27 protein-coding genes are annotated in these 23,263 nt (G+C 62.0%); 10 read left to right on the top strand and 17 right to left on the bottom strand.

Going from position 1 to position 23,263, the window contains the following annotated elements; translation table 11 throughout:
- Positions 1-14 precede the first annotated feature (14 nt).
- From cheZ to ACE3P0_RS18880, 3 genes are all read left to right on the top strand, one after another.
- Positions 15-851 carry a protein phosphatase CheZ gene (gene cheZ, locus ACE3P0_RS18890; protein WP_374404335.1) on the top strand — a complete coding sequence of 279 codons (837 nt, stop codon included), beginning with the start codon at positions 15-17 and terminating at the stop codon, positions 849-851.
- 62 nt (positions 852-913) lie between these two features.
- Entirely contained in the window at positions 914-2,872 is a 1,959-nt protein-coding gene (locus ACE3P0_RS18885) for a chemotaxis protein CheA (protein ID WP_374404334.1), read from the top strand.
- Positions 2,873-3,020: 148 nt separating this feature from the next.
- Positions 3,021-3,344: a DUF3135 domain-containing protein gene (locus ACE3P0_RS18880; RefSeq protein ID WP_374404333.1), complete on the top strand. Its 324-nt coding sequence runs from the start codon at positions 3,021-3,023 to the stop codon at positions 3,342-3,344.
- A 38-nt stretch (positions 3,345-3,382) separates the two neighbouring features.
- Here the strand turns inward: ACE3P0_RS18880 and ACE3P0_RS18875 are convergent, their stop codons facing one another.
- Positions 3,383-3,778 (bottom strand): C40 family peptidase, encoded by a 396-nt coding sequence (locus ACE3P0_RS18875; protein WP_374404332.1) that lies wholly within the window; start codon positions 3,776-3,778, stop codon positions 3,383-3,385.
- Positions 3,779-4,113: 335 nt separating this feature from the next.
- On the opposite strand from ACE3P0_RS18875, the gene ACE3P0_RS18870 reads away from it, so the two are divergent.
- Positions 4,114-4,689: a hypothetical protein gene (locus ACE3P0_RS18870; RefSeq protein ID WP_374404331.1), complete on the top strand. Its 576-nt coding sequence runs from the start codon at positions 4,114-4,116 to the stop codon at positions 4,687-4,689.
- A gap of 25 nt (positions 4,690-4,714) precedes the next feature.
- Here the strand turns inward: ACE3P0_RS18870 and ACE3P0_RS18865 are convergent, their stop codons facing one another.
- The 4 genes from ACE3P0_RS18865 to ACE3P0_RS18850 all read right to left on the bottom strand — a co-directional run bounded on the left by ACE3P0_RS18865 (position 4,715) and on the right by ACE3P0_RS18850 (position 7,369).
- On the bottom strand, positions 4,715-4,990 hold the full coding sequence (locus ACE3P0_RS18865; protein ID WP_374404330.1) for a DUF4212 domain-containing protein: 276 nt from the start codon (positions 4,988-4,990) through the stop codon (positions 4,715-4,717).
- Positions 4,987-6,414, bottom strand: a complete 1,428-nt coding sequence (locus ACE3P0_RS18860; RefSeq protein ID WP_374404328.1) for a PhoH family protein — start codon at positions 6,412-6,414, stop codon at positions 4,987-4,989. The genes ACE3P0_RS18865 and ACE3P0_RS18860 overlap by 4 nt, the downstream gene beginning before the upstream one ends.
- Before the next feature lie 39 nt (positions 6,415-6,453).
- Entirely contained in the window at positions 6,454-6,909 is a 456-nt protein-coding gene (bcp, locus tag ACE3P0_RS18855) for a thioredoxin-dependent thiol peroxidase (protein ID WP_374404326.1), read from the bottom strand.
- Positions 6,910-6,988: 79 nt separating this feature from the next.
- Positions 6,989-7,369 (bottom strand): Mth938-like domain-containing protein, encoded by a 381-nt coding sequence (locus ACE3P0_RS18850; protein WP_374404325.1) that lies wholly within the window; start codon positions 7,367-7,369, stop codon positions 6,989-6,991.
- A 110-nt stretch (positions 7,370-7,479) separates the two neighbouring features.
- Here ACE3P0_RS18850 and ACE3P0_RS18845 point away from each other — a divergent pair, with 110 nt between their 5' ends.
- From ACE3P0_RS18845 to thrC, 4 genes are read left to right on the top strand one after another with little or no spacing between them, the layout of a single operon-like run.
- A complete protein-coding gene (locus tag ACE3P0_RS18845) occupies positions 7,480-8,775 on the top strand; it encodes a pyridoxal phosphate-dependent aminotransferase (RefSeq protein WP_374404324.1) in 1,296 nt (431 codons plus the stop codon).
- Positions 8,765-9,091, top strand: coding sequence for a hypothetical protein (locus ACE3P0_RS18840; RefSeq protein WP_374404323.1), 327 nt, complete (start codon positions 8,765-8,767; stop codon positions 9,089-9,091). The genes ACE3P0_RS18845 and ACE3P0_RS18840 overlap by 11 nt, the downstream gene beginning before the upstream one ends.
- A complete protein-coding gene (locus ACE3P0_RS18835; protein WP_374404322.1) occupies positions 9,088-10,401 on the top strand; it encodes a homoserine dehydrogenase in 1,314 nt (437 codons plus the stop codon). Before ACE3P0_RS18840 ends, ACE3P0_RS18835 begins: the two co-directional genes overlap by 4 nt.
- 7 nt (positions 10,402-10,408) lie before the next feature.
- Positions 10,409-11,839 (top strand): threonine synthase, encoded by a 1,431-nt coding sequence (gene thrC / locus ACE3P0_RS18830; protein WP_374404321.1) that lies wholly within the window; start codon positions 10,409-10,411, stop codon positions 11,837-11,839.
- A gap of 71 nt (positions 11,840-11,910) precedes the next feature.
- Here the strand turns inward: thrC and ACE3P0_RS18825 are convergent, their stop codons facing one another.
- From ACE3P0_RS18825 to ACE3P0_RS18815, 3 genes are all read right to left on the bottom strand, one after another.
- Entirely contained in the window at positions 11,911-12,054 is a 144-nt protein-coding gene (locus tag ACE3P0_RS18825; RefSeq protein WP_374404320.1) for a hypothetical protein, read from the bottom strand.
- Between the two features lie 131 nt (positions 12,055-12,185).
- A complete protein-coding gene (gene nadC / locus ACE3P0_RS18820) occupies positions 12,186-13,034 on the bottom strand; it encodes a carboxylating nicotinate-nucleotide diphosphorylase (protein ID WP_374404319.1) in 849 nt (282 codons plus the stop codon).
- Between the two features lie 181 nt (positions 13,035-13,215).
- Positions 13,216-14,193 (bottom strand): threonine dehydratase, encoded by a 978-nt coding sequence (locus tag ACE3P0_RS18815; protein WP_374404317.1) that lies wholly within the window; start codon positions 14,191-14,193, stop codon positions 13,216-13,218.
- 68 nt (positions 14,194-14,261) lie between these two features.
- Here ACE3P0_RS18815 and ACE3P0_RS18810 point away from each other — a divergent pair, with 68 nt between their 5' ends.
- A complete protein-coding gene (locus ACE3P0_RS18810; RefSeq protein WP_374404316.1) occupies positions 14,262-15,608 on the top strand; it encodes a PLP-dependent aminotransferase family protein in 1,347 nt (448 codons plus the stop codon).
- Positions 15,609-15,618: 10 nt separating this feature from the next.
- On the opposite strand, the gene ACE3P0_RS18805 is transcribed toward ACE3P0_RS18810, so the two are convergent.
- The 9 genes from ACE3P0_RS18805 to ACE3P0_RS18765 form a co-directional block, all read right to left on the bottom strand.
- Positions 15,619-16,494 (bottom strand): DMT family transporter, encoded by an 876-nt coding sequence (locus ACE3P0_RS18805; protein WP_374404315.1) that lies wholly within the window; start codon positions 16,492-16,494, stop codon positions 15,619-15,621.
- Positions 16,495-16,527: 33 nt separating this feature from the next.
- A complete protein-coding gene (locus tag ACE3P0_RS18800) occupies positions 16,528-17,958 on the bottom strand; it encodes an NAD(P)H-hydrate dehydratase (protein WP_374404314.1) in 1,431 nt (476 codons plus the stop codon).
- Between the two features lie 171 nt (positions 17,959-18,129).
- A complete protein-coding gene (locus tag ACE3P0_RS18795; RefSeq protein ID WP_374404313.1) occupies positions 18,130-18,435 on the bottom strand; it encodes a tetratricopeptide repeat protein in 306 nt (101 codons plus the stop codon).
- 321 nt (positions 18,436-18,756) lie between these two features.
- Positions 18,757-19,029, bottom strand: coding sequence for a translation initiation factor IF-1 (gene infA / locus ACE3P0_RS18790; protein ID WP_374404312.1), 273 nt, complete (start codon positions 19,027-19,029; stop codon positions 18,757-18,759).
- 106 nt (positions 19,030-19,135) lie between these two features.
- Positions 19,136-19,339, bottom strand: a complete 204-nt coding sequence (locus ACE3P0_RS18785; protein ID WP_267729903.1) for a cold-shock protein — start codon at positions 19,337-19,339, stop codon at positions 19,136-19,138.
- A gap of 188 nt (positions 19,340-19,527) precedes the next feature.
- Complete coding sequence (locus tag ACE3P0_RS18780; protein WP_374404310.1) at positions 19,528-20,355, bottom strand: DUF429 domain-containing protein; 828 nt, start codon at positions 20,353-20,355, stop codon at positions 19,528-19,530.
- Entirely contained in the window at positions 20,352-21,263 is a 912-nt protein-coding gene (locus tag ACE3P0_RS18775; RefSeq protein ID WP_374404343.1) for a histone deacetylase, read from the bottom strand. The genes ACE3P0_RS18780 and ACE3P0_RS18775 overlap by 4 nt, the downstream gene beginning before the upstream one ends.
- A gap of 43 nt (positions 21,264-21,306) precedes the next feature.
- Positions 21,307-22,053 (bottom strand): substrate-binding periplasmic protein, encoded by a 747-nt coding sequence (locus ACE3P0_RS18770; protein ID WP_374404308.1) that lies wholly within the window; start codon positions 22,051-22,053, stop codon positions 21,307-21,309.
- A 60-nt stretch (positions 22,054-22,113) separates the two neighbouring features.
- Positions 22,114-22,554, bottom strand: a complete 441-nt coding sequence (locus ACE3P0_RS18765; protein WP_374404307.1) for a MarR family winged helix-turn-helix transcriptional regulator — start codon at positions 22,552-22,554, stop codon at positions 22,114-22,116.
- 325 nt (positions 22,555-22,879) lie between these two features.
- Between ACE3P0_RS18765 and ACE3P0_RS18760 the strand changes: the two genes are divergently transcribed.
- Positions 22,880-23,155 (top strand): esterase/lipase family protein, encoded by a 276-nt coding sequence (locus ACE3P0_RS18760; protein ID WP_374404306.1) that lies wholly within the window; start codon positions 22,880-22,882, stop codon positions 23,153-23,155.
- The last annotated feature ends 108 nt before the right edge of the window (positions 23,156-23,263 follow it).

Here is a 23,263-nt window from a genome sequence, read left to right as displayed (position 1 = left end):
AACAGGAGCCGGAAATGGCAAAACGGCCAGCGAATGACGGATCAGGTGACAACGACGAACTGCAGGAGCTGTTCGACAGCATCGCGAGCGAGGCCACAGCGCCCCGTCCGCCTGCCGACGAAGGCGACAGCGACGAATTGCAGCATCTCTTCGACGATGTAGCGTCGAAGTTCAGTTCGGGCGGGCAGGACGTTCTTGAGGGCGAGGCGCGTGAAGTGCCCGCAGAACCCTTGACACCGGAGGAGCGCCAGGAATCGGTCTTCACCAAGATCGGCCAGATGACGCGGATGCTGCACGACACCCTGCGCGAGTTGGGCTACGACCGGATGCTTGAGGAGACTGCGCGGCAGATCCCCGATGCGCGCCAGCGTTTGTCGTATATCGCGACGATGACTGAGCAGGCCGCAAGCCGGGTGCTCAACGCCACCGACATTGCACAGCCGATCCAGGACCGGCAGGAAGAGATGTCGCGGCAGCTGCGCGAGCGTTGGGACAAACTCTACGCGAAGGAGCTTTCCGTCGACGAGTTCAAGGCACTTGCTCAGGAAACGCGGGGCTTCCTCGGTCAGGTCGCAGACGACAGCAAGCTGGTGAACGAGCAACTGCTTGAAATCATGATGGCGCAAGACTTCCAGGATCTGACCGGTCAGGTGATCAAGAAGATCGTCGACATGGCGGCGGTGCTGGAAGAGGGCCTGGTGAACGTGCTGCTGCAGGTGGTACCGGAGAACAAACGCTCTTCTGCCAGCGAAGGCCTGCTGAACGGCCCGGTGGTCAGTGCTGAAGGGCGCGAGGATGTCGTGACCAACCAGGAGCAGGTGGACGATCTGCTCGAGAGCCTGGGCTTCTGACAGCGTTGCATGACCGACTTAGAGCCGGACTGGCGTAAGACATCGGTGATTCGGAGCGAGCTATGAGCGATTTTGCGGGGATGGAAGATCTCCTTCAGGACTTCCTGATCGAAGCGGGCGATTTGCTATCGGGCGTCGACAACAAACTTGTCGACCTCGAGCGCACGCCGAACGACACCGGTTTGCTCAACGAGATTTTCCGCGGCTTCCACACGATCAAGGGTGGGGCAGGGTTCCTCAATGCCACGGAACTGGTGACTCTGTGCCACCTGACCGAGAATCTGTTCGACAAGCTGCGTAACGCGGAGCTCGCGATTACGCCGGACGCGATGGATGTCATCCTTGCCGCAACCGGCGCGGTACGCGACATGTTCAACGAGCTTGAGCGCGGGCAGCAGCCTTCGGCCGCCGACCCGCACCTGATCTCGCAGCTGAAGCTTGCCATCGCCGGCAATCTTGTCGGCGGTGCGTCGAAACCGGCCGCTCCGGCGCCAGCACCGGCCGCCGCACCGAAGGCTGAGACCGCGTTGGTTCCCGTGGCGCCGGTCGTGGTTCATCACCCGGTAGGCGATGACGGCATTGACTGGTACGCCCTGTATGAGGCAGTGACGGGTGTATCGCCTGCATCCGCCGTCGCGCCTGCGGCGGCACCGGCTGCGGTGGTGGCGGCAGTTGAGCCCGCACATGATCTTGATGGCAAGTCGGCAGACGAGATCATCAAGGCAGCAATCGGGCGTCGTGCCAGCGATAAACCGGGCTACAGCGGCCCGACCGGCCGACGCGAAGTCGAACGTACGCGCGACAACTCGATCCGCGTCGATACCTCGCGCCTCGACCAGGTGCTGAACCTCTCTGGCGAAATCGGCCTGACCAAGAACCGCTTGAATGCGCTGCGCTCAGACATCCTGAACGGCCGCAGCGATTCGGAAACCCTGCACGCGCTGGACGTGGCGGTCAGTCAGCTCGATCTGCTTGTCTCTGATCTGCAGAACGCGGTCATGAAGACCCGCATGCAGCCGATCGGCCGGCTGTTCCAGAAGTATCCGCGTATCGCCCGTGACCTCGCGCGCAGCCTCGGCAAGGATGTCGAGCTGATGCTCAGCGGTGAGGAAACGGAAATTGACAAGACTATGATCGAGGATCTCTCTGACCCGATCATCCACTTGATCCGCAACGCCGTAGATCATGGTGTTGAGCCTACGCACGAGCGTCTGGCTGCCGGCAAGTCCGACAAGTCGGTGGTGCGCCTGGAAGCGAGGCAGGAAGGTGATCACATCGTGATCATCGTCGCCGACGACGGTCGTGGCATGAATGCTGAGCGCTTGCGTGCCAAAGCGCTCGAAAAAGGCCTCATCACCGATGAAGAGGCCAACACGATGGATGAGCGTCAGAGCTACAACCTCATCTTCCTCCCCGGCTTCTCGACGGCTTCAGCGGTATCCGATGTGTCCGGCCGTGGCGTGGGCATGGATGTCGTCAAAACCAACATCCAGAAGCTGAACGGCACCATCGACATCCGCTCGACACAAGGCAAGGGCACGACTTTCATCATATCGTTGCCGCTTACCCTTGCGATCCTGCCGGTGCTGGTGGTGAGACTTGCAGAGCAGCCGTTCGCTGTGCCGCTGTCGATGGTGCGCGAAATCCTGCCGATCGAGGCCCAGCATGTTCAGGAGGTCGGAGGTCGCGCGACGATGGTGGTGCGTGGCGAGGTGTTGCCGATCTACACGCTGTCCGGTCTGCTTGGCTGGCCGCAGGAACATGTTGCCGAATACGGTGTGCTGATGCAGACCGCTGAACGCAACTATGTGCTTGCGATTGATTCCTTTGCCGGCCGCGAAGATGCGGTGATCAAGTCACTCGACGCCTTCCGTCCGAAGGGCGTAGCAGGGGTGACGACGCTGTCGAACGGACAAATCGTCCTGATTCTGGATATGAAGGAGTTGCTTGGGAGCTCCGCAGACCAGGGCGGTACGACACGCAAGGCATTGCTGCGCGATCGGATGCCCGTTGCCGCGTAATGACGCTTTGATCACTCCACGGCAACATCAGTAATAAAGGCCCACCAAGGTGGGCCTTTTTTCTGCGCGTTGTTTTGGTTGCGGAGTTTGGTCCTAAAGCGCACTCGGGCGTAGGATGAACGTTCCTCCTGCGGTCGGAGCGGCAGCGATGACTGACACTGAATTCCGCCACCTCAGAGTCTTGGCGAGCACTGACGTTGCTGGTTTCGTCGCCGAGCGGCGCGCGTTGATCGAACAGATGATTGCCGCCGCAGACCCTGACCGCCGCGAGAGGCTCTGGCTACTGCAGGAAGAAATCGAGCTGATGCGAGCAACCACGCCCAGCTTCGAACAAGTCGCCCTGAATCTTGCAGGAATGATTTCGGAACGTCTCGACGCGTTGAATGTGGCTTTTGCGCGGCTCGCAACTGTCGCGCATCGACACTGTGAAGCTGCTGCGGAAGGCCGGGGTGCGGGCCAAACTAAGACCTGACCGCGGCCATCAAGAACCGCGTCTCGTTAGTGCGTGGCTTAGCGGATGCTTGTATCGGTTGCTCGCAACTCGGGCTGGTCGACAACCCGGCGGGCACCGTTGAAGCGTGTACGCCAGTAATCGTCAGACATGCTCTCAACCCGAACCTTGCCGCCCGCCGACGGCGAATGCAGGAAGCGGTTGTCGCCAAGGTAGATGCCGACGTGTGAGAAGGTGCGACGCATGGTGTTGAAGAACACCAGATCGCCCGGTTTGAGCTCTGACGGGTTGATGCGCTCACCTGTGTTGGCCATTTCCTTGGCGGTGCGTGGCAGGTTCAGCCCCAGTGCGTCCATGAACACCCGACGTACAAGCCCGCTGCAATCAAATCCAGTTTCGGCGGAGTTGCCTCCAAAGCGATAACGGATTCCAAGGTATTGAAGGCCCGAGTTCATCAGGTCGCCAGCGCCGCGCGAAGCACGATCGATAAGCGACTCCGAGCGTGCAACAATGGACTCTGATGTCAGCGTCGCCGGAGCGCCCGGTACATGCTCCGGTGGCTCCGCCGCAAGCGCCCGCCCGGCACACATCGCCAGGCACGCAATACAGAGTGTTGTTTTTATGCGCATCGTGCGACTATAACTTGGCAAAAGCGCACGGTAAACCCTTGATTTTGTGTTGACGTGTACCTAGATGTTACCGTTGGTCGCGGATTGCCGGCGGTATCAAGGCATTCCGTTGGAATACAACTAGAATCTCGCCCATCCGTTTCGCCCTCTGGGTCCCCGCCATGAAGGTGTTTTCCTATCTGTTTTTCTTCGCACTGATTGCACTTGGCGTTTGGTCGGTGCGTCGCTGTCTTCGCGCAATCCAGGTGTCGCGCATGGACGCTTCGTCGCGGGAGGCGCAGTTCCTGCTCGCCGCGTCAGCTGATCTCGGCAACGTGAACAAGGCTTCTTCGCCGAGCGCTGTGCAGCCGTCGATGGGCGGCAAGCCGTCGCCGATGGAGACTGAGCTGCTTGCACGCGAAGAGCGCCTTGTTTATCTCCTGCTGAAAGTCGCCTTGCCAGAGTTCGAAGTGCTCACCCATGTCAGCAGCGCAAAGCTGCTGCCCCGCGGTGAGCATCTTGGTCTTGCGGTCCTTGACTTCGTCGTGTGTCGGAAGGACTTCCGGCCTGTCGCGGTGGTTGTACTGGATCGCGCTGGCGAGCCCGCACATCCATCTCGCTCGCGCGCGCTGGCCGAACTGGCTGGCACCGGCGTAAAGCTTGCGCATTGGCGCGTTGAACAACTGCCGGGCCGCACGGCGGTCCGCAACTGGGTGCTGGACGACGCCATCCCCGGCGAACGTCGTTTCGCTGCCTGAGCGTATTACGCCGACGGCGCGCGCTTCACTCGTCGCGCGCGTCTTTGTAGTGCTGGTCGAGTCGGTTCATTGCCCATGTGTGGATGCCGACGATGGCCAAGTAGATCAGCAATGCGCCCTGTGCGGCGAAGTAGAAGCCGAGCGGGAAGCCGAGAAATTCCCAATCGTTCAATCGCTCCGGCATGAAGCTTGTGACGAGCGTGACGACAAACCAGACCGCGAGCAGCGCCAGTGTGAGCGCGAGGGTCCGCCGCCAATGGCGCCGCGCCGCAGCAGACTCCGGGCGCGGCGCGTCACTCACAGCACTTCCCCTGCCCAGTCGGCCAGGCGCGAGCGTTCCCCGCGCTGCAGCGTGATATGGCCGCTGTGTGCCCAGCCCTTGAAGCGGTCCACGACGTAGGTCAGTCCGGAACTCCCTTCTGTCAGGTAGGGTGTATCGATCTGCGCGATGTTGCCCAGGCAGACTACCTTGGTCCCAGGGCCGGCGCGCGTGATCAGCGTCTTCATCTGCTTCGGCGTAAGGTTCTGTGCTTCATCGATGATGAGGAACTTGTTGATGAAGGTACGCCCGCGCATGAAGTTGAGGCTCTTGATTTTGATACGGGTGCGGATCAGATCACGCGTTGCGGCGCGCCCCCATTCGCCACCGTAATGCCCGCCTTCTTCGGCGTTGCCGTTGAGCACGTCGAGGTTGTCTTCAAGCGCACCCATCCACGGCGCCATCTTCTCTTCCTCGGTGCCGGGGAGAAAGCCGATATCTTCGCCGACCGGCACCGTCACGCGCGTCATGATGATTTCGCTGTAGCGCTTGGTCTCCAGTACTTGCGTCAGGCTCGCTGCGAGCGTAAGCAAGGTCTTGCCGGTACCCGCCTGGCCGAGCAATGAGACGAAGTCGACTTCGGGGTTCATCAAGAGGTTCAGCGCGAAGTTCTGTTCCCGGTTTCGCGCCGTTATGCCCCAGACGTTGTTCTTCTGATGCGAGAAGTCGATCAGCGTTTCAAGGACGACCGTCGGCCCGTTCCGTTCCTTCACTAGCGCGTAGAGCGGCCGCTCGCCTTCCTGGTACACGAATTCATTGACGACCAGCTCAGCGGACAGGGGGCCGCGCAGCTTGTAGAACGTGCGGCCGTTTTCCTTCCACGACTCCATGTCCTTGCCGTGGGTGTCCCAGACGTCCGCCGGAAGCTCTCGAACGCCGGTGTAGAGCAGATCGGTGTCTTCGAGGACCTTGTCGTTGAAGTAGTCCTGCGCTTCGAGGCCCATCGCGCGGGCTTTGATCCGCATGTTGATGTCTTTCGACACTAGGATCACCGGTCGCTTCGGGGCTTTGGTGGCCAGGTGGTGTACGACGGCCAGGATCTGATTGTCAGTCTTTGCGGTCGGTACGTTGACCGGCAGTTCGATCGGAATCGCTTCGGTTTGCAGGAATAGCCGGCCGGTCGCAAGCTCGCGCGAAGGCTCGGTCAGATCAATGCCGGTCTCGATGCCGTCCGGCGCCGAGGTCACGATGTCGTCCATCATGCGGCTTGCCTGACGCGCGTTGCGCGCCACTTCGGACATACCCTTCTTGTGGGCGTCGAGCTCTTCCAGGGTCTGGATCGGGATGAAAATGTCGTGCTCTTCGAACCGGTAAAGACAGTTCGGGTCGTGCATCAACACGTTGGTATCGAGCACGAAGAGTTTCGTCTTGGCGGCTGTGCTGGCTGGCTGGCGTTTTGCGTTCATGAGCTAGAGCTTCCGCGTGAGTTCGAAAGACAGAAGGGGTCAGAGCGATGCGACGAAGTCGAGCACTGCCTGCGCGTGACCGGGAACCTTGACGCCGCGCCACTCGCGGCAGATTTCTCCTTTCGCGTTGATGACGAAGGTGCTGCGTTCGATGCCGCGAACCTGCTTGCCGTACATGTTCTTCAGCTTCATGACGCCGAAGGCTTCACAGAGTGTCTCGTCCGGGTCAGACAGCAGATCGAAAGGGAATTCCTTCTTGCTCTTGAAGTTCTCGTGCGATTTGATGCTGTCGCGCGAAACGCCCAGCACCGTGACATTGTGTTTCGCGAATTCGTCGTGCAAGTCGCGAAACTGCTCACCCTCGGTCGTGCAGCCGGGCGTGTTGTCCTTGGGGTAGAAGTAGAGCACCACCGTGCGACCCGCGAGGTCGCGGAGGCTGATGGTTTTTCCGCTGGTCGCGGGGAGGGAGAAATCGGGTGCTGCCAATCCTGCCATCGCGGTCTCCGTGAGTGGATTCCGCGTCAGAGTAGCCGAGCCGGATCGTGCCCCGCAAATGGCTGAAAAGTGGCTGTCGCTAAGCTGCTGATTCAATGACCATTGCGGCGATCACCTTGCGACCTTCCGCTGCCAGGATGTTGTAGGTCCGGCAGGCAGCGGCGGTGTCCATGATTTCGAAACCGCGCTGAGCCTCGATCAGGGGGCGCAGCAATTGTGGTGACGGGAAGCGCTGACGTTGCCCGGTGCCAACCAGGGTGATGACCGCTCCGTGAGCTGCCAGCGCGGCAAAATCGTCGAGCGTGAGTGATTCGAAGCGATCCTTGCCCCACGCGGTGTCCAGCAACTGTGGCCCGACAATCAGGCTGGTCGAATGACGCTGGCCATTGATTGCAATGAACCCAGCGCCGTGAGCGGTGACAACGTTGGTTCCAGCCGACAGATCGAGGTTGAGTTTCATCGTTTGTTGCACCGCGATTGCGGCAGTGGTGAGGCTTGGCTACGATTATAACCTTTTGATTTGCCGTGCCTTGGCGTACTGACCGGGCCGGATGACGCTTGGAGAAGACTATGACTGCGGGAAATCTGTTGCGGATTACGGGCGAACACGGACTCGAGCCGGTGGCCGCTGCCCGCGCCGCGCGCCCGCTTCATAAGTCGGCCAAGCTCTCCAACGTCTGCTACGACATCCGCGGCCCGGTGCTGGCGCGTGCCCGACAGATGGAGGAAGAAGGGCAGAAGATCATCAAGCTGAACATCGGCAACCTCGCCCCGTTCGGCCTGCTGCCCCCCGACGAGATCGTGCAGGACATGATCCGCAACCTGCCCGATGCCGCGGGTTACACCGATTCCAAGGGGCTATTCGCGCCGCGCAAGGCGATCGTGCACTACACGCAGGAGAAGGGCATTGCCGGCGTTACTGTGGATGACGTGTATATCGGCAATGGCGCCTCCGAGCTGATCGTCATGAGTATGCAGGCCCTGCTGAACTCGGGCGACGAGGTGTTGCTGCCTGCGCCGGATTACCCGCTCTACACCGCAGCGGTGAGCCTGTCCGGTGGTACACCGCGCCACTATCTGTGCGACGAGGCGTCGGGCTGGCTGCCCGATCTGGAGGACATCCGCCGCAAGATCACGCCCAACACCAAGGGCATCGTGGTGATCAACCCGAACAATCCGACCGGCGCGCTTTATCCGGTGGAAACGCTGCAAGGCATCGTCGACATTGCCCGCGAATATGGCCTCATCGTGTTTGCAGACGAGATCTACGACAAGACACTCTTTGACGGCGAAGTACATACCAGCATCGCTTCGCTCGCCGACGACGTGCTCTTCGTTACCTTCAACGGGCTGTCGAAGAACTACCGCTCCTGTGGATATCGCGCAGGCTGGATGGTGGTGTCTGGCGAAAAGCGGCGGGCGGCTGATTACATCGAAGGGCTCAACATGCTGGCCTCGATGCGCCTGTGCTCGAACACGCCGGGTCAGCTTGCCATCCAGACGGCGCTGGGCGGCTATCAGAGCATCAAGGATCTCGTTGCGCCCGGCGGCCGCCTGACGCGTCAGCGCGATATCGCCGTAGACCTGCTCAATCAGATTCCTGGGGTGAGCTGTGTCAAGCCAAAGGCCGCGCTGTACTGCTTCCCGCGTCTCGATCCCAAGCTCTACCCGATCGAAAACGACCAACAGTTCATTCTCGAGTTGCTTGAGGAATCGAAGGTGCTGGTCGTGCAGGGAACCGGCTTCAACTGGCCGACGCCAGACCATTTCCGGGTGGTGTTCTTGCCGCACGAAGACGACCTGCGCGAGGCAATCGGGCGTATCGCACGCTTCCTGGAGCAATATCGGAAGCGGCATGGCGGTTGAAAACGCTAAACTGTCGCCTTTTACGGACGTCGCCGGCAATCTGGCGGCGTCTCACAAGCTGTTAGCCGTCGTTCGGAACCGTGCGGATTCCGCTTTCGGCGAGAAGTATCTCTTTGACGACCTTGTCACCAACGGGTCGTCTCGCTCACCGGGAGCAGGTCACCGCCTGGCCCCGGCTCTGAGCGTGGAAGCATCCTGCTCGGCAAGTTGCATTGCGTTGCCTGAACCGGATACGCAGCACGATGGCGCGTGCCGCTTCCTTTTCCGCAGAAGCTCGATCAATCCCTCCATCAATTTCAAGAAACACCTGTCATGAAACCGATCAACGTTGGCCTGCTGGGCATTGGGACCGTCGGTGGCGGCACATTTACCGTGCTGTCCCGGAATCAGGAAGAAATCACGCGTCGTGCCGGGCGTCCCATTCGAATTGCGTCGGTAGCAGACCGCAATGTGGAACTCGCTCGCAAGGTCGTGGGCGACAAGGCTCGCGTCACGGCTGATGCGTTCGAGGTGGTTCGCGATCCCGAAATCGACATCGTGGTCGAGTTGATTGGTGGCTACGGCATCGCGCGCGAGCTGGTGCTGGAAGCGATCGCCAACGGCAAGCACGTCGTGACTGCAAACAAGGCGCTGCTGGCGCTGCATGGTAACGAGATCTTCGCCGCGGCCCAGAAGAAGGGCGTCATGGTGGCGTTTGAAGCCGCCGTCGCAGGTGGAATCCCGATCATCAAGGCGCTGCGCGAAGGCCTCACCGCCAACCGCATCGAATGGATCGCCGGCATCATCAATGGCACGACGAATTACATCCTGACCGAGATGCGCGACAAGGGGATCTCCTTTGATACCGCGCTGAAGGCGGCTCAGGAGCTTGGCTATGCCGAAGCCGACCCGACCTTCGACGTCGAAGGTGTCGATGCGGCTCACAAGCTGACGATCATGAGCGCGATCGCGTTCGGCATTCCGATGCAGTTCGACAAAGCCTATGTCGAGGGTATCTCCAGGCTGACTCGCGAAGACATCGCCTACGCAGAAGAACTCGGCTACCGGATCAAACTGCTCGGCATCACGCGCCGCACGCCGCGTGGTGTGGAGCTGCGCGTTCACCCGACGCTGATCCCTGAGCGCCGTCTGATCGCGAGCGTCGAAGGCGTGATGAACGCGGTGCTCGTCAAGGGCGATGCCGTCGGGCATACGCTGTACTACGGCCGTGGTGCTGGCGCAGAGCCCACCGCGAGCGCGGTGGTCGCCGACCTCGTCGATGTGACGCGCATGCATACGTCCGACCCGGAACATCGCGTGCCGCACCTGGCGTTCCAGGCTGACCAGGTGTTCGAGTTGCCGATCCTTTCGATCGGTGACGTCGAGACCTCGTTCTATCTGCGCATGCAGGTGTTCGACCGCCCGGGCGTGCTCGCCGATGTGGCGCGCATCCTGGCTGATCATGGCATTTCGATCGAAGCCATGATCCAGAAGGAGCCGCCGGAAGGCGTGGACAAGGCCAGCATCATCCTGTTGACGCACAAGGTGCTGGAACGCAACGTGGTCGCCGCGATCGAGCGTATCGAGCAGCTTGCCACCGTTGATGGCTCGGTCACCAAGATTCGTCTGGAAGAGCTGGGCAACTGAGATGGCGATGAACTACGTTTCGACGCGCGGCCAGTCCGCGCCGATGCACTTCCTCGACATCCTGCTCGGCGGCTTGATGGAGGATGGCGGTCTGGCGATGCCGGAGCGCTATCCGCGCTTTTCGACCGACGAGATCGAGTCGCTCCGTGCGCTGAGCTATCCGGAGCTCGCCTTTGCGGTGCTGTCACGTTTTGCCGATGACATCCCGGCTGATGACCTGCGGTCGCTGATCAATCGCACCTACACGGCGACGGTGTACTGCAATGCGCGCGATGCCGCCAAGGCGAGCGAGATCACGCCGCTCACCACGCTGGAGCCTGGCCTGCACCTGCTGGAGCTCTCCAACGGGCCGACGCTCGCGTTCAAGGACATGGCCATGCAGCTGCTTGGCAACCTGTTCGAGTACGCGCTGGACAAGACAGGGCAGTCGCTCAATATCCTCGGCGCCACGTCGGGTGATACAGGCTCGGCGGCCGAGTACGCGATGCGGGGCAAGCGTGGTGTGCGTGTGTTCATGCTGTCGCCGGATGGCCGCATGAGTCCGTTCCAGCGCGCGCAGATGTACTCGCTGCAGGACGCGAACATCTTCAACATCGCCGTCCGCGGCATGTTCGACGACGCCCAGGATGTCGTGAAAGCGGTGTCGAACGACCTCGCGTTCAAGCGCAAGTATGCGATCGGCACGGTGAACTCGATCAACTGGGCGCGCGTTTCCGCTCAGGTGGTGTACTACTTCAAGGCCTACTTCGCAGTCACCAAGAAGGCCGGCGACGAGGTGTCGTTCGCCGTGCCGTCCGGCAACTTCGGCAACATCTGCGCCGGCCACATCGCGCGCATGATGGGGCTGCCAATCCGAAAACTGGTGTTGGCGACGAACGAGAACGACGTGCTCGATGAGTTCTTCCGCACGGGCGTCTATCGCCCGCGTGGTACCGCCGAAACGCACGCCACCTCGAGCCCCTCGATGGACATCTCGAAGGCGTCCAACTTCGAACGCTTCGTGTTTGACCTAGTTGGCCGCAACGCCGACGTCGTGCGCGATCTGTGGGCCAAGGTGGATGCGGGTGGGGCGTTTGATCTCTCCGCGACGCCGTACTTCGCGAAGATTGCAGACTACGGTTTCGTGTCGGGCAGCAGTTCGCACGCGGATCGCCTTGCGACGATTCGTGCGACGGAAACTCGCTACAAGGTCACCGTTGATCCGCACACGGCGGACGCCCTTAAGGTTGCCGCCGACCACCGCGAGCCGGGCATTCCGATGGTTGTACTTGAGACGGCCTTGCCGGCGAAGTTTGAGGAGACGATTCAGGAGGCGCTCGGTCGCCAGCCCGAGCGTCCCGCGGGCTACGACGGGATCGAAGCGCTTCCGCAACGCGTCGAGGTGATGGATGCGGACGCGGAGGCGATCAAGGCATTCATTGCGGCGCGTGTTGCGTGATCACCCGACGCTGAGCCAAAAATCAAAACGGCCGGGGATTCCCGGCCGCTTTTTCTTTGGGTGTTCGATCGCTACAGATAAATGACTGCCGGAAACACCGTGATCGCGAGGATGTAGATCAACCATTCAAGGTTGTGGCGGTTCAGGAATCCAGTGAAATGCAGCACCAGAACAATGATTGAAACGATGTAGTAGGCAACAAAGAAAACGGACATCGAGGTGATTCCCGGGCCGTTCCGTTACGGAACTGACCTGTTCAAAGAGGGGCTGCGAAAGTCGATCGGCATATATAGCCCTAAAGCGCGGCTGCCGCAAGCCAAACTGATGCTACGAAGGCGATCGCCCATCAGCGTTCGGTGTGCCGCAGGGATAGATCGATCGCGTGTACGTCCTTGGTCAGTCTCCCGACCGAGATCCGGTCGACACCGACTTCTGCAATCGCTCGAACACCTTCCAGACCGACGCCGCCGCTGGCCTCAAGGGCCGCGCGCCCGGCGGTCAGCTTCACCGCTTCGCGCATTTCTTCGAGCGACATGTTGTCGAGCAGTACCATCCGAACGCCCGCGTCGAGTGCCTCGCGCAGTTCATTGAGATTTTCCACTTCAACTTCGATGAACACGTTCGACGGCGCGATCGCGCGTGCGGCCTCAACTGCCTTCGCGATGCTTCCTGCAGCGAGGATGTGGTTTTCCTTGATCAGGATGCCGTCGTACAGCCCCACGCGATGGTTGGTGCCACCGCCGACCGCGACTGCGTATTTCTGAGCGAGCCGCAGCCCTGGCAAGGTCTTGCGGGTATCAACGATCTTCGCCTTCGTTCCCGCAACCGCCTCGACATAGGCGTTGGTTGTGGTCGCCGTCGCAGAGAGCAGTTGCAGGAAGTTCAGCGCGGTGCGCTCAGCGGTCAGCAGCGAGCGGGCGGTTGCGAGCACGTCGCACAGCAGCTGGCCGGGCTCGACCTTGTCGCCATCCTTTGCGTGCCAGACGATCGTGCTGTCCGGCTCAAGCGCGGCGAAGGTGGCAGAGAACCATTCGGTACCGCACAGCACGGCGGCTTCGCGGGTAATGACACGGCCGCGGGCGTTGCGGTCGGCGGGGATCAGGCGAGCGGTGAGGTCGCCGGTGCCGATGTCTTCGGCAAGCGAAGCGGCGACGTTGCGCAGGATTTCGGCGCGGAGTTGTTCAGTGATTTGCATGGCAGGCCTTCAGGCAATCGCGCCCGTAGATCAGGGCGCGGCGGTACGCGGCATCAAAGCCGCTCCATCAAGGCGCTACGGTATACGGCGGCGAGGCGATCGCCAAGGACTATGCGCATCGCGCAGCCGGGGGCGCACCACAAGTTGGCGTCGAGCTCAGTTTTCGGGCAGCGCGTTGCGTTCACGCAGCCTCGGCGAGTGCGGCGTCACGCCCTAAAACATCGGCAAAAGTGCGGCTGTCCACGTTGCCTCCGGTCACGATGATGCCGACGCGGCGGCCTCTGAGTGCCTTCTTCTCCTGTAGCGCGGCGGCAAGCGATGCGGCGCCAGCGCCTTCGGCGACGTTGTGGGTGCATGCGAATAGCAGCCGCATTGCGCTGGCGACTTCATCGTCGCTCACCATGACGATTCGGCTCGCTCCGCGACGAATCATGGCGAGCGCATCCGGGTCGGTCCGGCGGCATGCGAGGCCGTCTGCCAAGCGGGTCTCGGCGGCAGCCTCCGTGTCGACACCACTGAAGAATGCGTGCGCATAAGCGGGTGCGTGCGCTGACACGACCCCGACTATTTCGGTACGCAGGCCGAGGGCATCACGTGCAGCGATCATGCCGCACAAGCCCGAGCCCATGCCGACCGGCACGTACACCACATCAGGCACATTCGGGCTTGTCAGCAACTCCCAGGCGTAGGTGGCTACGCCGGCAACAAGGGCCGGGTGGAACGCGGGCACCTGATGCCAGCCGCGGGTTCTTGCGAGCTCGCTTGCGTGCTCACGTGCCGCCTGGAAATCGCTGCCATGTTCAATGACCCGGGCGCCCAGTGCGCGCATCGCCGCGTTCTTCTCGCTGCTGTTTCCGTTCGGCACCACGACATGGACTTCAAAGCCGTGCAGCGCGCCCGCCATTGCCACGGATTGGCCGTGATTGCCGCGTGTCGCGCACACCACGCCGCGCAGCCCGCCTTGCGTGGCGAGCTGGGCGAAGTAGTTCAGGCCGCCGCGGATCTTGAACGCGCCCGTTGGTGCGTGGTTCTCGTGCTTGACCAATGCGTCGCAGCCGAGTGCGTCATTCAAAAGCGGCCAATGGTACTGCGGTGTTGCTGCCACTAGCGGCCGCACGTGCGTCATGGCCTGAAGGATGTCGTCGCGTGAAATTCGCATCGTCGTCTCCGCTTGTGGTGGTGTGTGATGCGTGGCATTTTGTACGCACATTTTTTTGGATTGTGTGCATGACAACTTGGCTGCCCACGCTTTCAGGTGTTGATCGCCCGGCCTACCGTGCCATCGTGGATCAACTGGCCGACGCGATTCGGCGAGGTAGCCTGAAGGCGGGAGATCGTTTGCCGACACATCGCCTGATGGCGGATCTACTGGGGATCAACGTCAGCACGGTGACGCGCGCCTATCGCGAAGCGGAGCGGCAACGCCTGATCGGCGGCGAGGTGGGGCGGGGCACGTTTGTGCTAGGTGGCGCGGCCGAAGCGCGGCTTTTTGCGTTTGCCGACCGGCCCCAGGACACGCTGATCGACTTGTCCACCAACACGCCGCCCAAGCTCGCCGGTGACGACGCGCTCGCGAAGGCCATTGCGGCAATGATGGAAGAGGGCGACCTCGAGCGGTTCGTCGATTACCCGACGCCGGGGGATCTGCATCTGCATCGCCTGGCCGCGGAGGTGTGGCTAGCCGAGCATGCAGTGAAGTGCGTGGCGGAGCAGATCGTCCTCTGTGCCGGCGCGCAGCACGCGATGGAGGCTGCGTTGGCGGCGGTTGGCGCCAACGTGATCGGTTGCGAGAGCCTTTGCTGGCCCGGCCTCAAGGCGATCGCGCGCAGCCGTGGATTGACACTCCACGCATTGCCAATGGACCGGGACGGTCTCGTGCCGGACGCACTGGAGCGTGCTGCGCAGCAAGGCCTCAAATGTGTTGTCTGCATGCCGAATCTGCATAACCCCACGGCTCGCACCTGGAGCATGGCGCGACGTGAGGCGATCATCGCGGTGGCGCGCCGCCACGATCTGATCTTGATCGAGGAAGACGTGTATGGCGCGCTGATGCCGGTGTTGCAGCCGTCGCTCGCGAGCCTTGCACCCGAGCGTGTCTGCCACGTTAGCGGTCTGTCGAAAACCGTGGCACCGGGGCTGAGGCTGGGTTACCTCGTGCTTCCCCCTGCGTTACAGGGCCGGCAGGAGGCATTGGAGCACCACACGCACTGGTATATCTCTCCGCTGGGGGCCGAGATCGCGCGTCGGTGGATTGCGGACGGCACCGCAAATGTGCGCCTGCAGCGCCAGCGGCGCGAGCTGTCGGCACGCTGGAAGCTTGTGCGAACGATTCTGACTGGAAATGAACTGGAAGGTGCCAGCGCTTCACCTCACCTGTGGCTACCGTTCGTCCGCGGCCGCGATTCGCAGAGGGTTGCCGATCTGGCGCGGCGTGCCGGCGTTGCGGTGGTGCCATCGGAAACTTTCGCTGCTGCGATTCACGCGGAACCTGCCGGTATCCGTGTATCGCTCGGCGCTGCCAGTAGCCGCACGCGGCTGCAGGAAGCCTTGAATCGACTCGCCTCCGTGCTGTAGTTCGGCCGGACTATCGGCTGCGCGTGCTGTCGTAAGCGATGATCAGGCCGGACGCGCCGATGACCAACATCCCGGCTATGGTGGCGGCCGACGGCGTGTTGCCGAACACCTGCCAGCCAAGCAAGGCGGCCCAGATCAGTTGCGTGTAAATCAGTGGTGACAGCAGCGAGGCGGGCGCTTCGCGGAACGCTCGGGTGAGCAGGTAGTGGCCCGTGCCACCCAAAAGCCCCAGCGCGACAATCAGGCTTCCGTCGGCCCAACCCGGCCAGCTCAGCGGGCCGATCAGCGGCTGCGCGATTGAAAGCGTGAGCGTGCCGGCCAGTGCGGTGTAGTACAGCATCGTGACCGGGTGGCTGCTGTGGCTCAGAATCCGTGTCATCAACTGATAACCGGCGTAGGCCACCGCGGCCGCCAGGGCGCAGGCAACGCCGATCGGGTCGAGGCCGCTGCCGGGGCGCGTCAGCATGATCACACCGGCAAAACCGAGCAGCACCGCGGTCCAGCGTAGCTTGCCAATGTATTCGCCCAGTATCGGGCGCGCTAACAGAGCGACCAGCAATGGCGACGCGAACAGCAGGGCGGTCGCTTCAGCCAGCGGCATGCGTTTGAAGGCCGCCATCGCAAGCACGGTGACAACGACCAGGCTAAAGCCGCGAATGCTCTGCAGGACCGGGCGCTTGCTTGCCAGCAGACGCCCCCGCCATGTCGGCGCGAGGAAAGCCGTCATCAGTACGAAGTGCACCACATAGCGGCCCCATGCCAGCATGCCGACCGGCCAGCGTTGTGAGAGGTGCTTGGCGGTCGCATCAAGGCCGGCAAAGAGCACGACGGCGACGCAAAAAAGCAGCACGCCGCGCACCGGGTGGGCGCTGTCAGCCCTGCCCATCGTGTGCCCGGCGGTGTTTGATGTAGGGAGAGGTCATGTGGACTTGATCGTCCAGGCGTTCCGGATGCGCCGCGCGGAATCAATCACCTCGCTTGCGCGCATGCCGATCGGTCCAACCCCTTCCGCCACGAGGGCATCAGCCGCCGCGCCATGCAGGTGAACCGCTGCTTCAAGTGCTGCCGGTGCGGGCCAGTGTTGCGCGAGCAGGCTTGCAGCGAAACCGGTCAGCGCGTCCCCCATGCCTGCGACGGCCATGCCCGGATTGCCGCTGGTGTTGATTGACCAGGTGCCGTTCGGGTGCGCGACGACGGTGCCGCAACCCTTCAACGCGACGTGTGCGCGATAGCGAATGGCAAGCGCTTGCGCCGCTGCGACGCGGTTGTTCTGGACTTCCGTTGTCGCTGACTGAAGCAGGCGAGCGGCCTCAGCCGGGTGGGGCGTCATCAGCGTGCTGTGCTGACGCGAACTCAGCAGGGTTTGCAGGGCAGCGTCGGCGCCAATCAGATTCAGTGCGTCGGCGTCGAGCACTAGCGGCCCTGCAAACGCGAGGCTGCCATGGAGCAGCGCACGGGCCTCCTCGCTTTGGCCCAGTCCGGGTCCGATTGCCAGTACCGATGCGAGCGACGTCAGCTCGCGAGCAGGCCGCATCATCAGCTCGACTGTTGCGGGGTCGATGCCCGGCGCATCGGTCGCCAGCGTGCCCACAAACACGCGCCCGGTGCCCAGTGCCAGCGCGGCGCGGCCAGCGATCCAGGCCGCACCCACCATGCCCGCCGCACCACCGACGATGCCGACGTCGCCGTAGAGCCCTTTATGGCTGTTGCGTGTACGGGGTGCGAGCCAAGGCGTGAAGTCCGCACGGGCCAGCAGTCGCCCACTCCCGTCCTGACGGGCGACAGCGAGGCCCAGTGTTGCCAAGTGCAGTTGGCCACAGTGATCTGGGCCGTCCAGCGTCATCACACCCGGCTTCCAGGCGATGAAGCTCAGCGTATCGGTTGCGCGCGCGGCGCAGCCGAGCACACGGCCTGTGTCGGCATCGACGCCACTGGGGATGTCGAGCGAAAGCCGTCGGCAGCACATTGCGTTGAAGCGGCTGATCCAGTCCGCCGCAGTGCCGGTCAGCGCGCGGGTAAGGCCGATGCCGAACAAAGCGTCGACCGCCAAGACCCAGTCGCCTGTGCTGAATTCGGTTACTAGTTCCCCGCCGCACTGTTGCCATGCTGTCATGGCTGCGGCGGCGTCCGGTGGGAGTCGCTGTTCGTCGCCGAGGAATGCGACCACGACCTGGCGGCCGCGCTGACGCAATTCCGTTGCCAGCACCAGACCGTCCCCGCCGTTATTGCCCGGGCCCGCCATTACAAGGATCGGGCCGTCCGAAAGCTGGAACTTCTCGACGAGATCGGCCGCAGCACGGCCGGCCCGCTGCATGAGCGTCGGATGCGCGTCCTGGTGGGCAAGCTCCACTGTTCGGAGTGCTGCCGTCGAAAGTATCGAATTCGCCATTCCGCTGCCCACGTGCCGGTCCTCCCTGAGTACCGTCATTCTAGGGCTTGGGTCATGGCTGTGCAGAAACGACAACCCCGGCATGCGGCCGGGGTTGTCGTCGAATCTTTTTTTGCCGGAGGGCCAGGGCGATCAATGCACGGCGATGGCCGCCACCGGTGCGTTGAACCACATCGCACCACGGGACGGATCGAGGCGCTGGGCCTCTCCGTAAGCCTCGTTCGCTTGCGCAAAGCTACGCAGCTTACGGTAGCAGTATCCAAGCCCTTGCCAAGCCTCAGTGCGGTCAGGCATGAAGCTCAGTACCTTGCGGAAGGCCTCGACGGCCTCTTCAAAGCGGCCAGTACGTGCATGGTCAACCGCAGCGGCGAAATGGCTGTCGGCATTGAGGGTGGCGCCAGCTGCGTGACGGAAGCGAAGGCTGAATTCTTGGTTCATTGGCAAAGTTCCTTGGTGTGGATTCCAGATCCGGTGCGTGCCGTCTGTCGCGGCGTTTGCTTTCCGGCGGGTTGGAGCAAGTGTAGATTTGGCTCTTGCACTGCACCAATTCAGGAATTCAATCTGACCAATAGCGGAACTCGCGCTGTCAAGGCAGCGAGCTTGGCTGAGCAAGCGCAACATTGCCTCCGGCGCCGCAGTGCCAAGAGGCTTGTTGGTTACGTCGAGGTGTTTGAACGTTGCATGAGAAGCGCAACGCGGTGTGCGGACCCTGAGGGTCCGCACAGGAGGCTCGGCAGCTTTGCGGTGCCGGCTGAATGCTCAGCGACGCGGGCCGTTGTGGCCGGGCGCTGCGCCCATCGCGGGGCCACGTTCGTCTTTGTGACGGAAGGTGATCCGCCCCTTGGTCAGGTCATACGGCGACATTTCCAGCGTCACTTTGTCGCCGGCGAGGATACGGATGCGGTGCTTGCGCATCTTGCCGGAGGCATAGGCAATCACGCCGATACCATTGTCTAGAATCACCTTGAAGCGTGTATCGGGCATCACTTCTTCGATGACACCGTTCATTTCCAGCAGTTCTTCCTTCGCCATTCATGGCTCCTGTCCGATGCAGACCCGGACGTCTGCGAATTTGGTTGGGGCGGCAACAAAAAAGCCCGGGCGAACCGGGCTTTTCACAAGCATCAGCCGTGGCTGATTACTCGGGGCGGATGTTCGACGCTTGCTTGCCCTTCGGGCCGGTCGTGACATCGAAGCTCACGCGCTGGCCTTCGGCGAGCGTGCGGAAACCCTTGGTCTGGATTGCGGAGAAGTGCGCGAACAGATCGTCGCCGCCCTCATCCGGGGTGATGAAGCCGAAGCCTTTGGATTCGTTGAACCACTTAACGGTACCGGTAGCCATGTATCTAGCGTCCTGATGAAAAAATTTGGGTATTCGCCTTACCCGGAAAAAATGAAAATCAAGACGGACGTGATCGAGAACCGGAGAACCGCACGCAGAACTGCTGCGGGGCCTAGCTACTGCAACTGCACACTGCTTGAAATTCGGCGAGCCGTTAGTGTGTATCTCATTTTTTGATTTTGCAAGTATTATTTTTCCTGCTGTACAGGCGGCACGCCGATGATCCAGCCTTCCATGGGGTCGGAATCGAGTGGCAGGCCGTAGTTATGGTCGCGGGCGTTCCATGCCGCGGCAGCCTGCGTGAGCGCGAGGATTGCGTCGAGCAAGTCGCCGCTGCCATCGTTCAGCGCTGTCGCGATGAGATCCGTTGGGGCACTCACCTTCAGGCCCGGTGTGAGTTGTCCGTCGGTCAGGGCGGAAAGAATCTGGCTCCGTACGTATTCACGCGCGGGGGTCTGCTTGGCCCGTTCGTCGCTCTTGTACGAGGCCGTGCTGATCTTCCGCGCGGCGAGCGCCGGGTATGCCTCCACCGCAATGCGCATTGGATCGCCGCCATGCATGCCCGGAATGGTTACGCCCGCCGCGAGCAGCCTTGGGGCGCCTTCAAGAAACATCATTCCAACCGGCGGGTTCACGAGCTTGAAGGGGCTGTGGCTGCGCGCGGGGATGTCCGTGGCGCGGTGCGGATAGCGCGCACCTTGGGGGCGAGCGACACGATCGGCGTTCAGTGCAGCCTTGAAGCGCTCCTTACCCAGGCTGGCGCAATGCGCAACCAGCGCCGGCCAGTGAATGGGCCAAGCGAGGCTGGTCACGCCATCGCGAGGCAAGCCGAACGGGAAGTCGAAGGCTCCGAGCCAAGGGCCGGGCGCGCGAAGCGTTTCTTCGAAACTCTGCCAGTCGGTGCAGATCGCGATGCGTTCGCAAACGAGCCGATCTCCGTCGAGCAAACCGTGCGCAACGGTGATCGGCTTGCGGCGGGAGGGGGCGGAGGTGAAGTCGACGCCAAGCAGCTTCATTCAGGTGATCCGAAGAAGCTTTGCTGCGCGCGGCAAACCGTTTCGCAATGGATTGCAACGGTGTCACGAATATCGTTGGCGTAGCCGCCCGCCATCGCGATGGCAAGCCGAGCGCCGTGGGCGATGCAGGCATCGAAGACGGCTTGGTCCCGGCTGGCAAGACCCTCACGGCTAAGAGCGAGGCGTCCGAGACGATCGCCTTCAAATGGATCTGCGCCAGCAAGGTATATCACCAGCTGGGGTTTTGATTCGGCAAAGACGGTTGCCAGCCCGCCGGCCAGTGCCGCGAGGTAGTCGAGATCGCTGGTGCCGTCCGGCAGTTCGATGTCGAGATCGCTGCGTTGCTTGCGGAAGGGAAAATTCTTGGCGCCGTGAATGCTGAACGTGAACACGCGCGGGTCGTCGGCGAGGATCGCGGCCGTGCCGTCGCCTTGATGGACGTCGCAGTCGATGATTGCGACGCGCGTGACCCGTGCCTCGGCGAGAACGCTGCGTGCCGCAACGGCTGCATCGTTAAACACGCAGAAGCCGGAGCCGAAGTCTGCATGGGCATGGTGGGTGCCGCCGGCAAGGTTGGCAGAACAGCCATCTTCCAGCGCGCTGCGGCAGGCAGCGATCGTTGCACCGGTTGATCGGCGCGAACGCTCCACCATCTCAGGGGACCACGGAAAACCGGTGCGTCGAACCTCATCCGCTGCGAGCTCACCACACACCACTCGGCGGACGTAATCGGGGCTGTGTGCAAGCAGCAGGCTCGCGTCATCAGCGGCGGCGGGAACGCAGAAATTAGCGGGGTCGAACCGCCCGCTCTCAAGCAGTGCCTCACGCAGCATCCGGTACTTCGCCATCGGGAAGCGATGCCCCTCGGGCAGCGGCAGCACAAATTGGTCCGCGTAGTACAGCTTCATCGTTGGTTGTGCAGGTACGTTGGGATGCGGACCGGGTGCGGTGTTAGTCGCTGCCCTGATTGAAGACCGGCGCTTGATAGCCGATCTTGCGCAGTCCTTCACTCAGCGCGCGAGAGAGCTTCTTGCCCTCGGGCGTACGGCGAAACGCGACATGCAGGCTTTTGAGTTCGAGCAGGCGCGAATTCATGACGAGCTGGCCGCGCATGCCGACGAGACGGTGGTCGTTGCCCATCAGGTTGGCGAACACCTTCGAGTCGATCACCGCGAGGTCGATGCGGCCCGCTGCGAGTTTCATCAGATTGCTGACGTCGTCGCTTGTGCTATCGGAATTCTGCTCGCCACTCGCGATCCTGCGGTCAAGTGCAGTGGTGTTGATGTAGCCCTCGACGACACCGATACGAAGCGACTTCAGATCATCGAGCGTGGCCCAGATGCTCGGCGAGTCCGCTCTTTGTGCAAAGCCAAGCGGGCTTTCGCCGATCGGGTCCGATAGTTCGGTGCGGCGGTCGCGGTCCGACGAGTAGTAGCTCGGGAAGTAGCCGGCAAAGCCCTTGGCGGTTTCGCCGACTGCGACGGCTTTGGGCCATGGGTGGTATTCGACGATGAGTTTGTAGCCCGATGCAGCGAGCGCCCTGCGCACCGTATCGGTGACGGTGCCCCCCTCGGAAATGTTCGCACCGGTGTAGGGCGGCCACTCGAGTGACGCCAGCCTGACGATGCGATCTTCGGCGCGAACAATCGTTGAAGCGAATGCGAATACGACCAGCGACGCGGCAAGCAGAAGACGCATGAAACGGTCCACGGTGGGATCACGGCACCGCCCCCCCGGCCGGTGCAACCGGCGCGTATGTTACTCAAGTTCCGGCTTCATCACGCGGGCATCCGTATCGAGCAGCGCGCAGAGGCGATTCAGGATGCGCTCGGCGGCTGCTCGATCGGCCGGCGCAAGGCCGCCGATCAGTGCCAGTGCGGCGGTGTCGAGCCTTTCGCCGAGTTGACGCGCGATCCGCAGACCATTTGGGCTTGTCACGAGTAGCAGCGCTCGCGCATCCACCGGATCGGGCTGCTTGCTTATCCAACCCCTTGCCTCCAGCGCGTCGGTGATACGGGTCAACGCCGTCTTCTCCAGTCCGGTCTGACGCGCCAGAGTGCGCATGCCGATCGTGCCGGCCTGCGCAATGCGTAGCAGGACACTCGCCTGGCTCTGACTGCAGTCAATGAGCTCGCGAATCGTCCGCTGTTCGGCGGCGAGGAAGCTTTCACCGAGGGTTCTAAGTGTCGTGGCGAGCATCGGAGGTACTCCTGGTGCGATCCGCTGAAAGTATTTTTTAAGTTGCAGATTGCAACTATCGGTGCGGCATCTACACGCCTGATGAGCATACCGAACCGTACGCTGCGATGCCGCTACCGCATTGCAACGTGACAACGCCCTGTTCGCCGCTATACCAATAAATCCGGGGTTGTCGGAGTGCCCATAGGGAGCGCGTGTTCGTGCGATTGGCGTTGAGTGCGGCTTGAAAACGGGTTCGCTTGATGCTGAAAGCATGTTCCTTGCAGTTTTATGTGCACTACGAAGGCGTACGGAAAACCACAACAAACACCTGAAGGAGGAGAAGGTGAATCACAAACGCTTGCGCATGTTCATGTGTTTCATGGCTCTGCTGTTGTCGCCGGTGGTTTCGGCCGACACCTATACGCAGACCCGCTACCCGATTGTTCTGGTGCACGGAATGATGGGGTTCGATTCGATCGGGGCGATCAACTACTGGTACGGAATACCGGAAAACCTCCGGGCGGGTGGCGCGACGGTGTTCGTTGCTTCGATCTCCGCGCTCAACAGCAACGAGGAACGTGGCGAGCAACTGCTGCAATACCTGTCGGCGCGCGTTTAAATCTGACCACCTGTGCGCGTTGAATTTTGACCAGGGGTGATAGCCACCTGACATAGGTTGGCTTGTGGATAAGTGTAGCTCAGAAACGCTGCCTCTCGAACCACGATG

This window comes from Niveibacterium sp., assembly GCF_041909475.1.
In the GTDB taxonomy this organism is placed as follows: domain Bacteria; phylum Pseudomonadota; class Gammaproteobacteria; order Burkholderiales; family Rhodocyclaceae; genus Niveibacterium.
The sequence above is the reverse complement of the archived record's forward strand: the minus strand, read 5'-3'. Positions and strand labels throughout refer to the sequence as shown.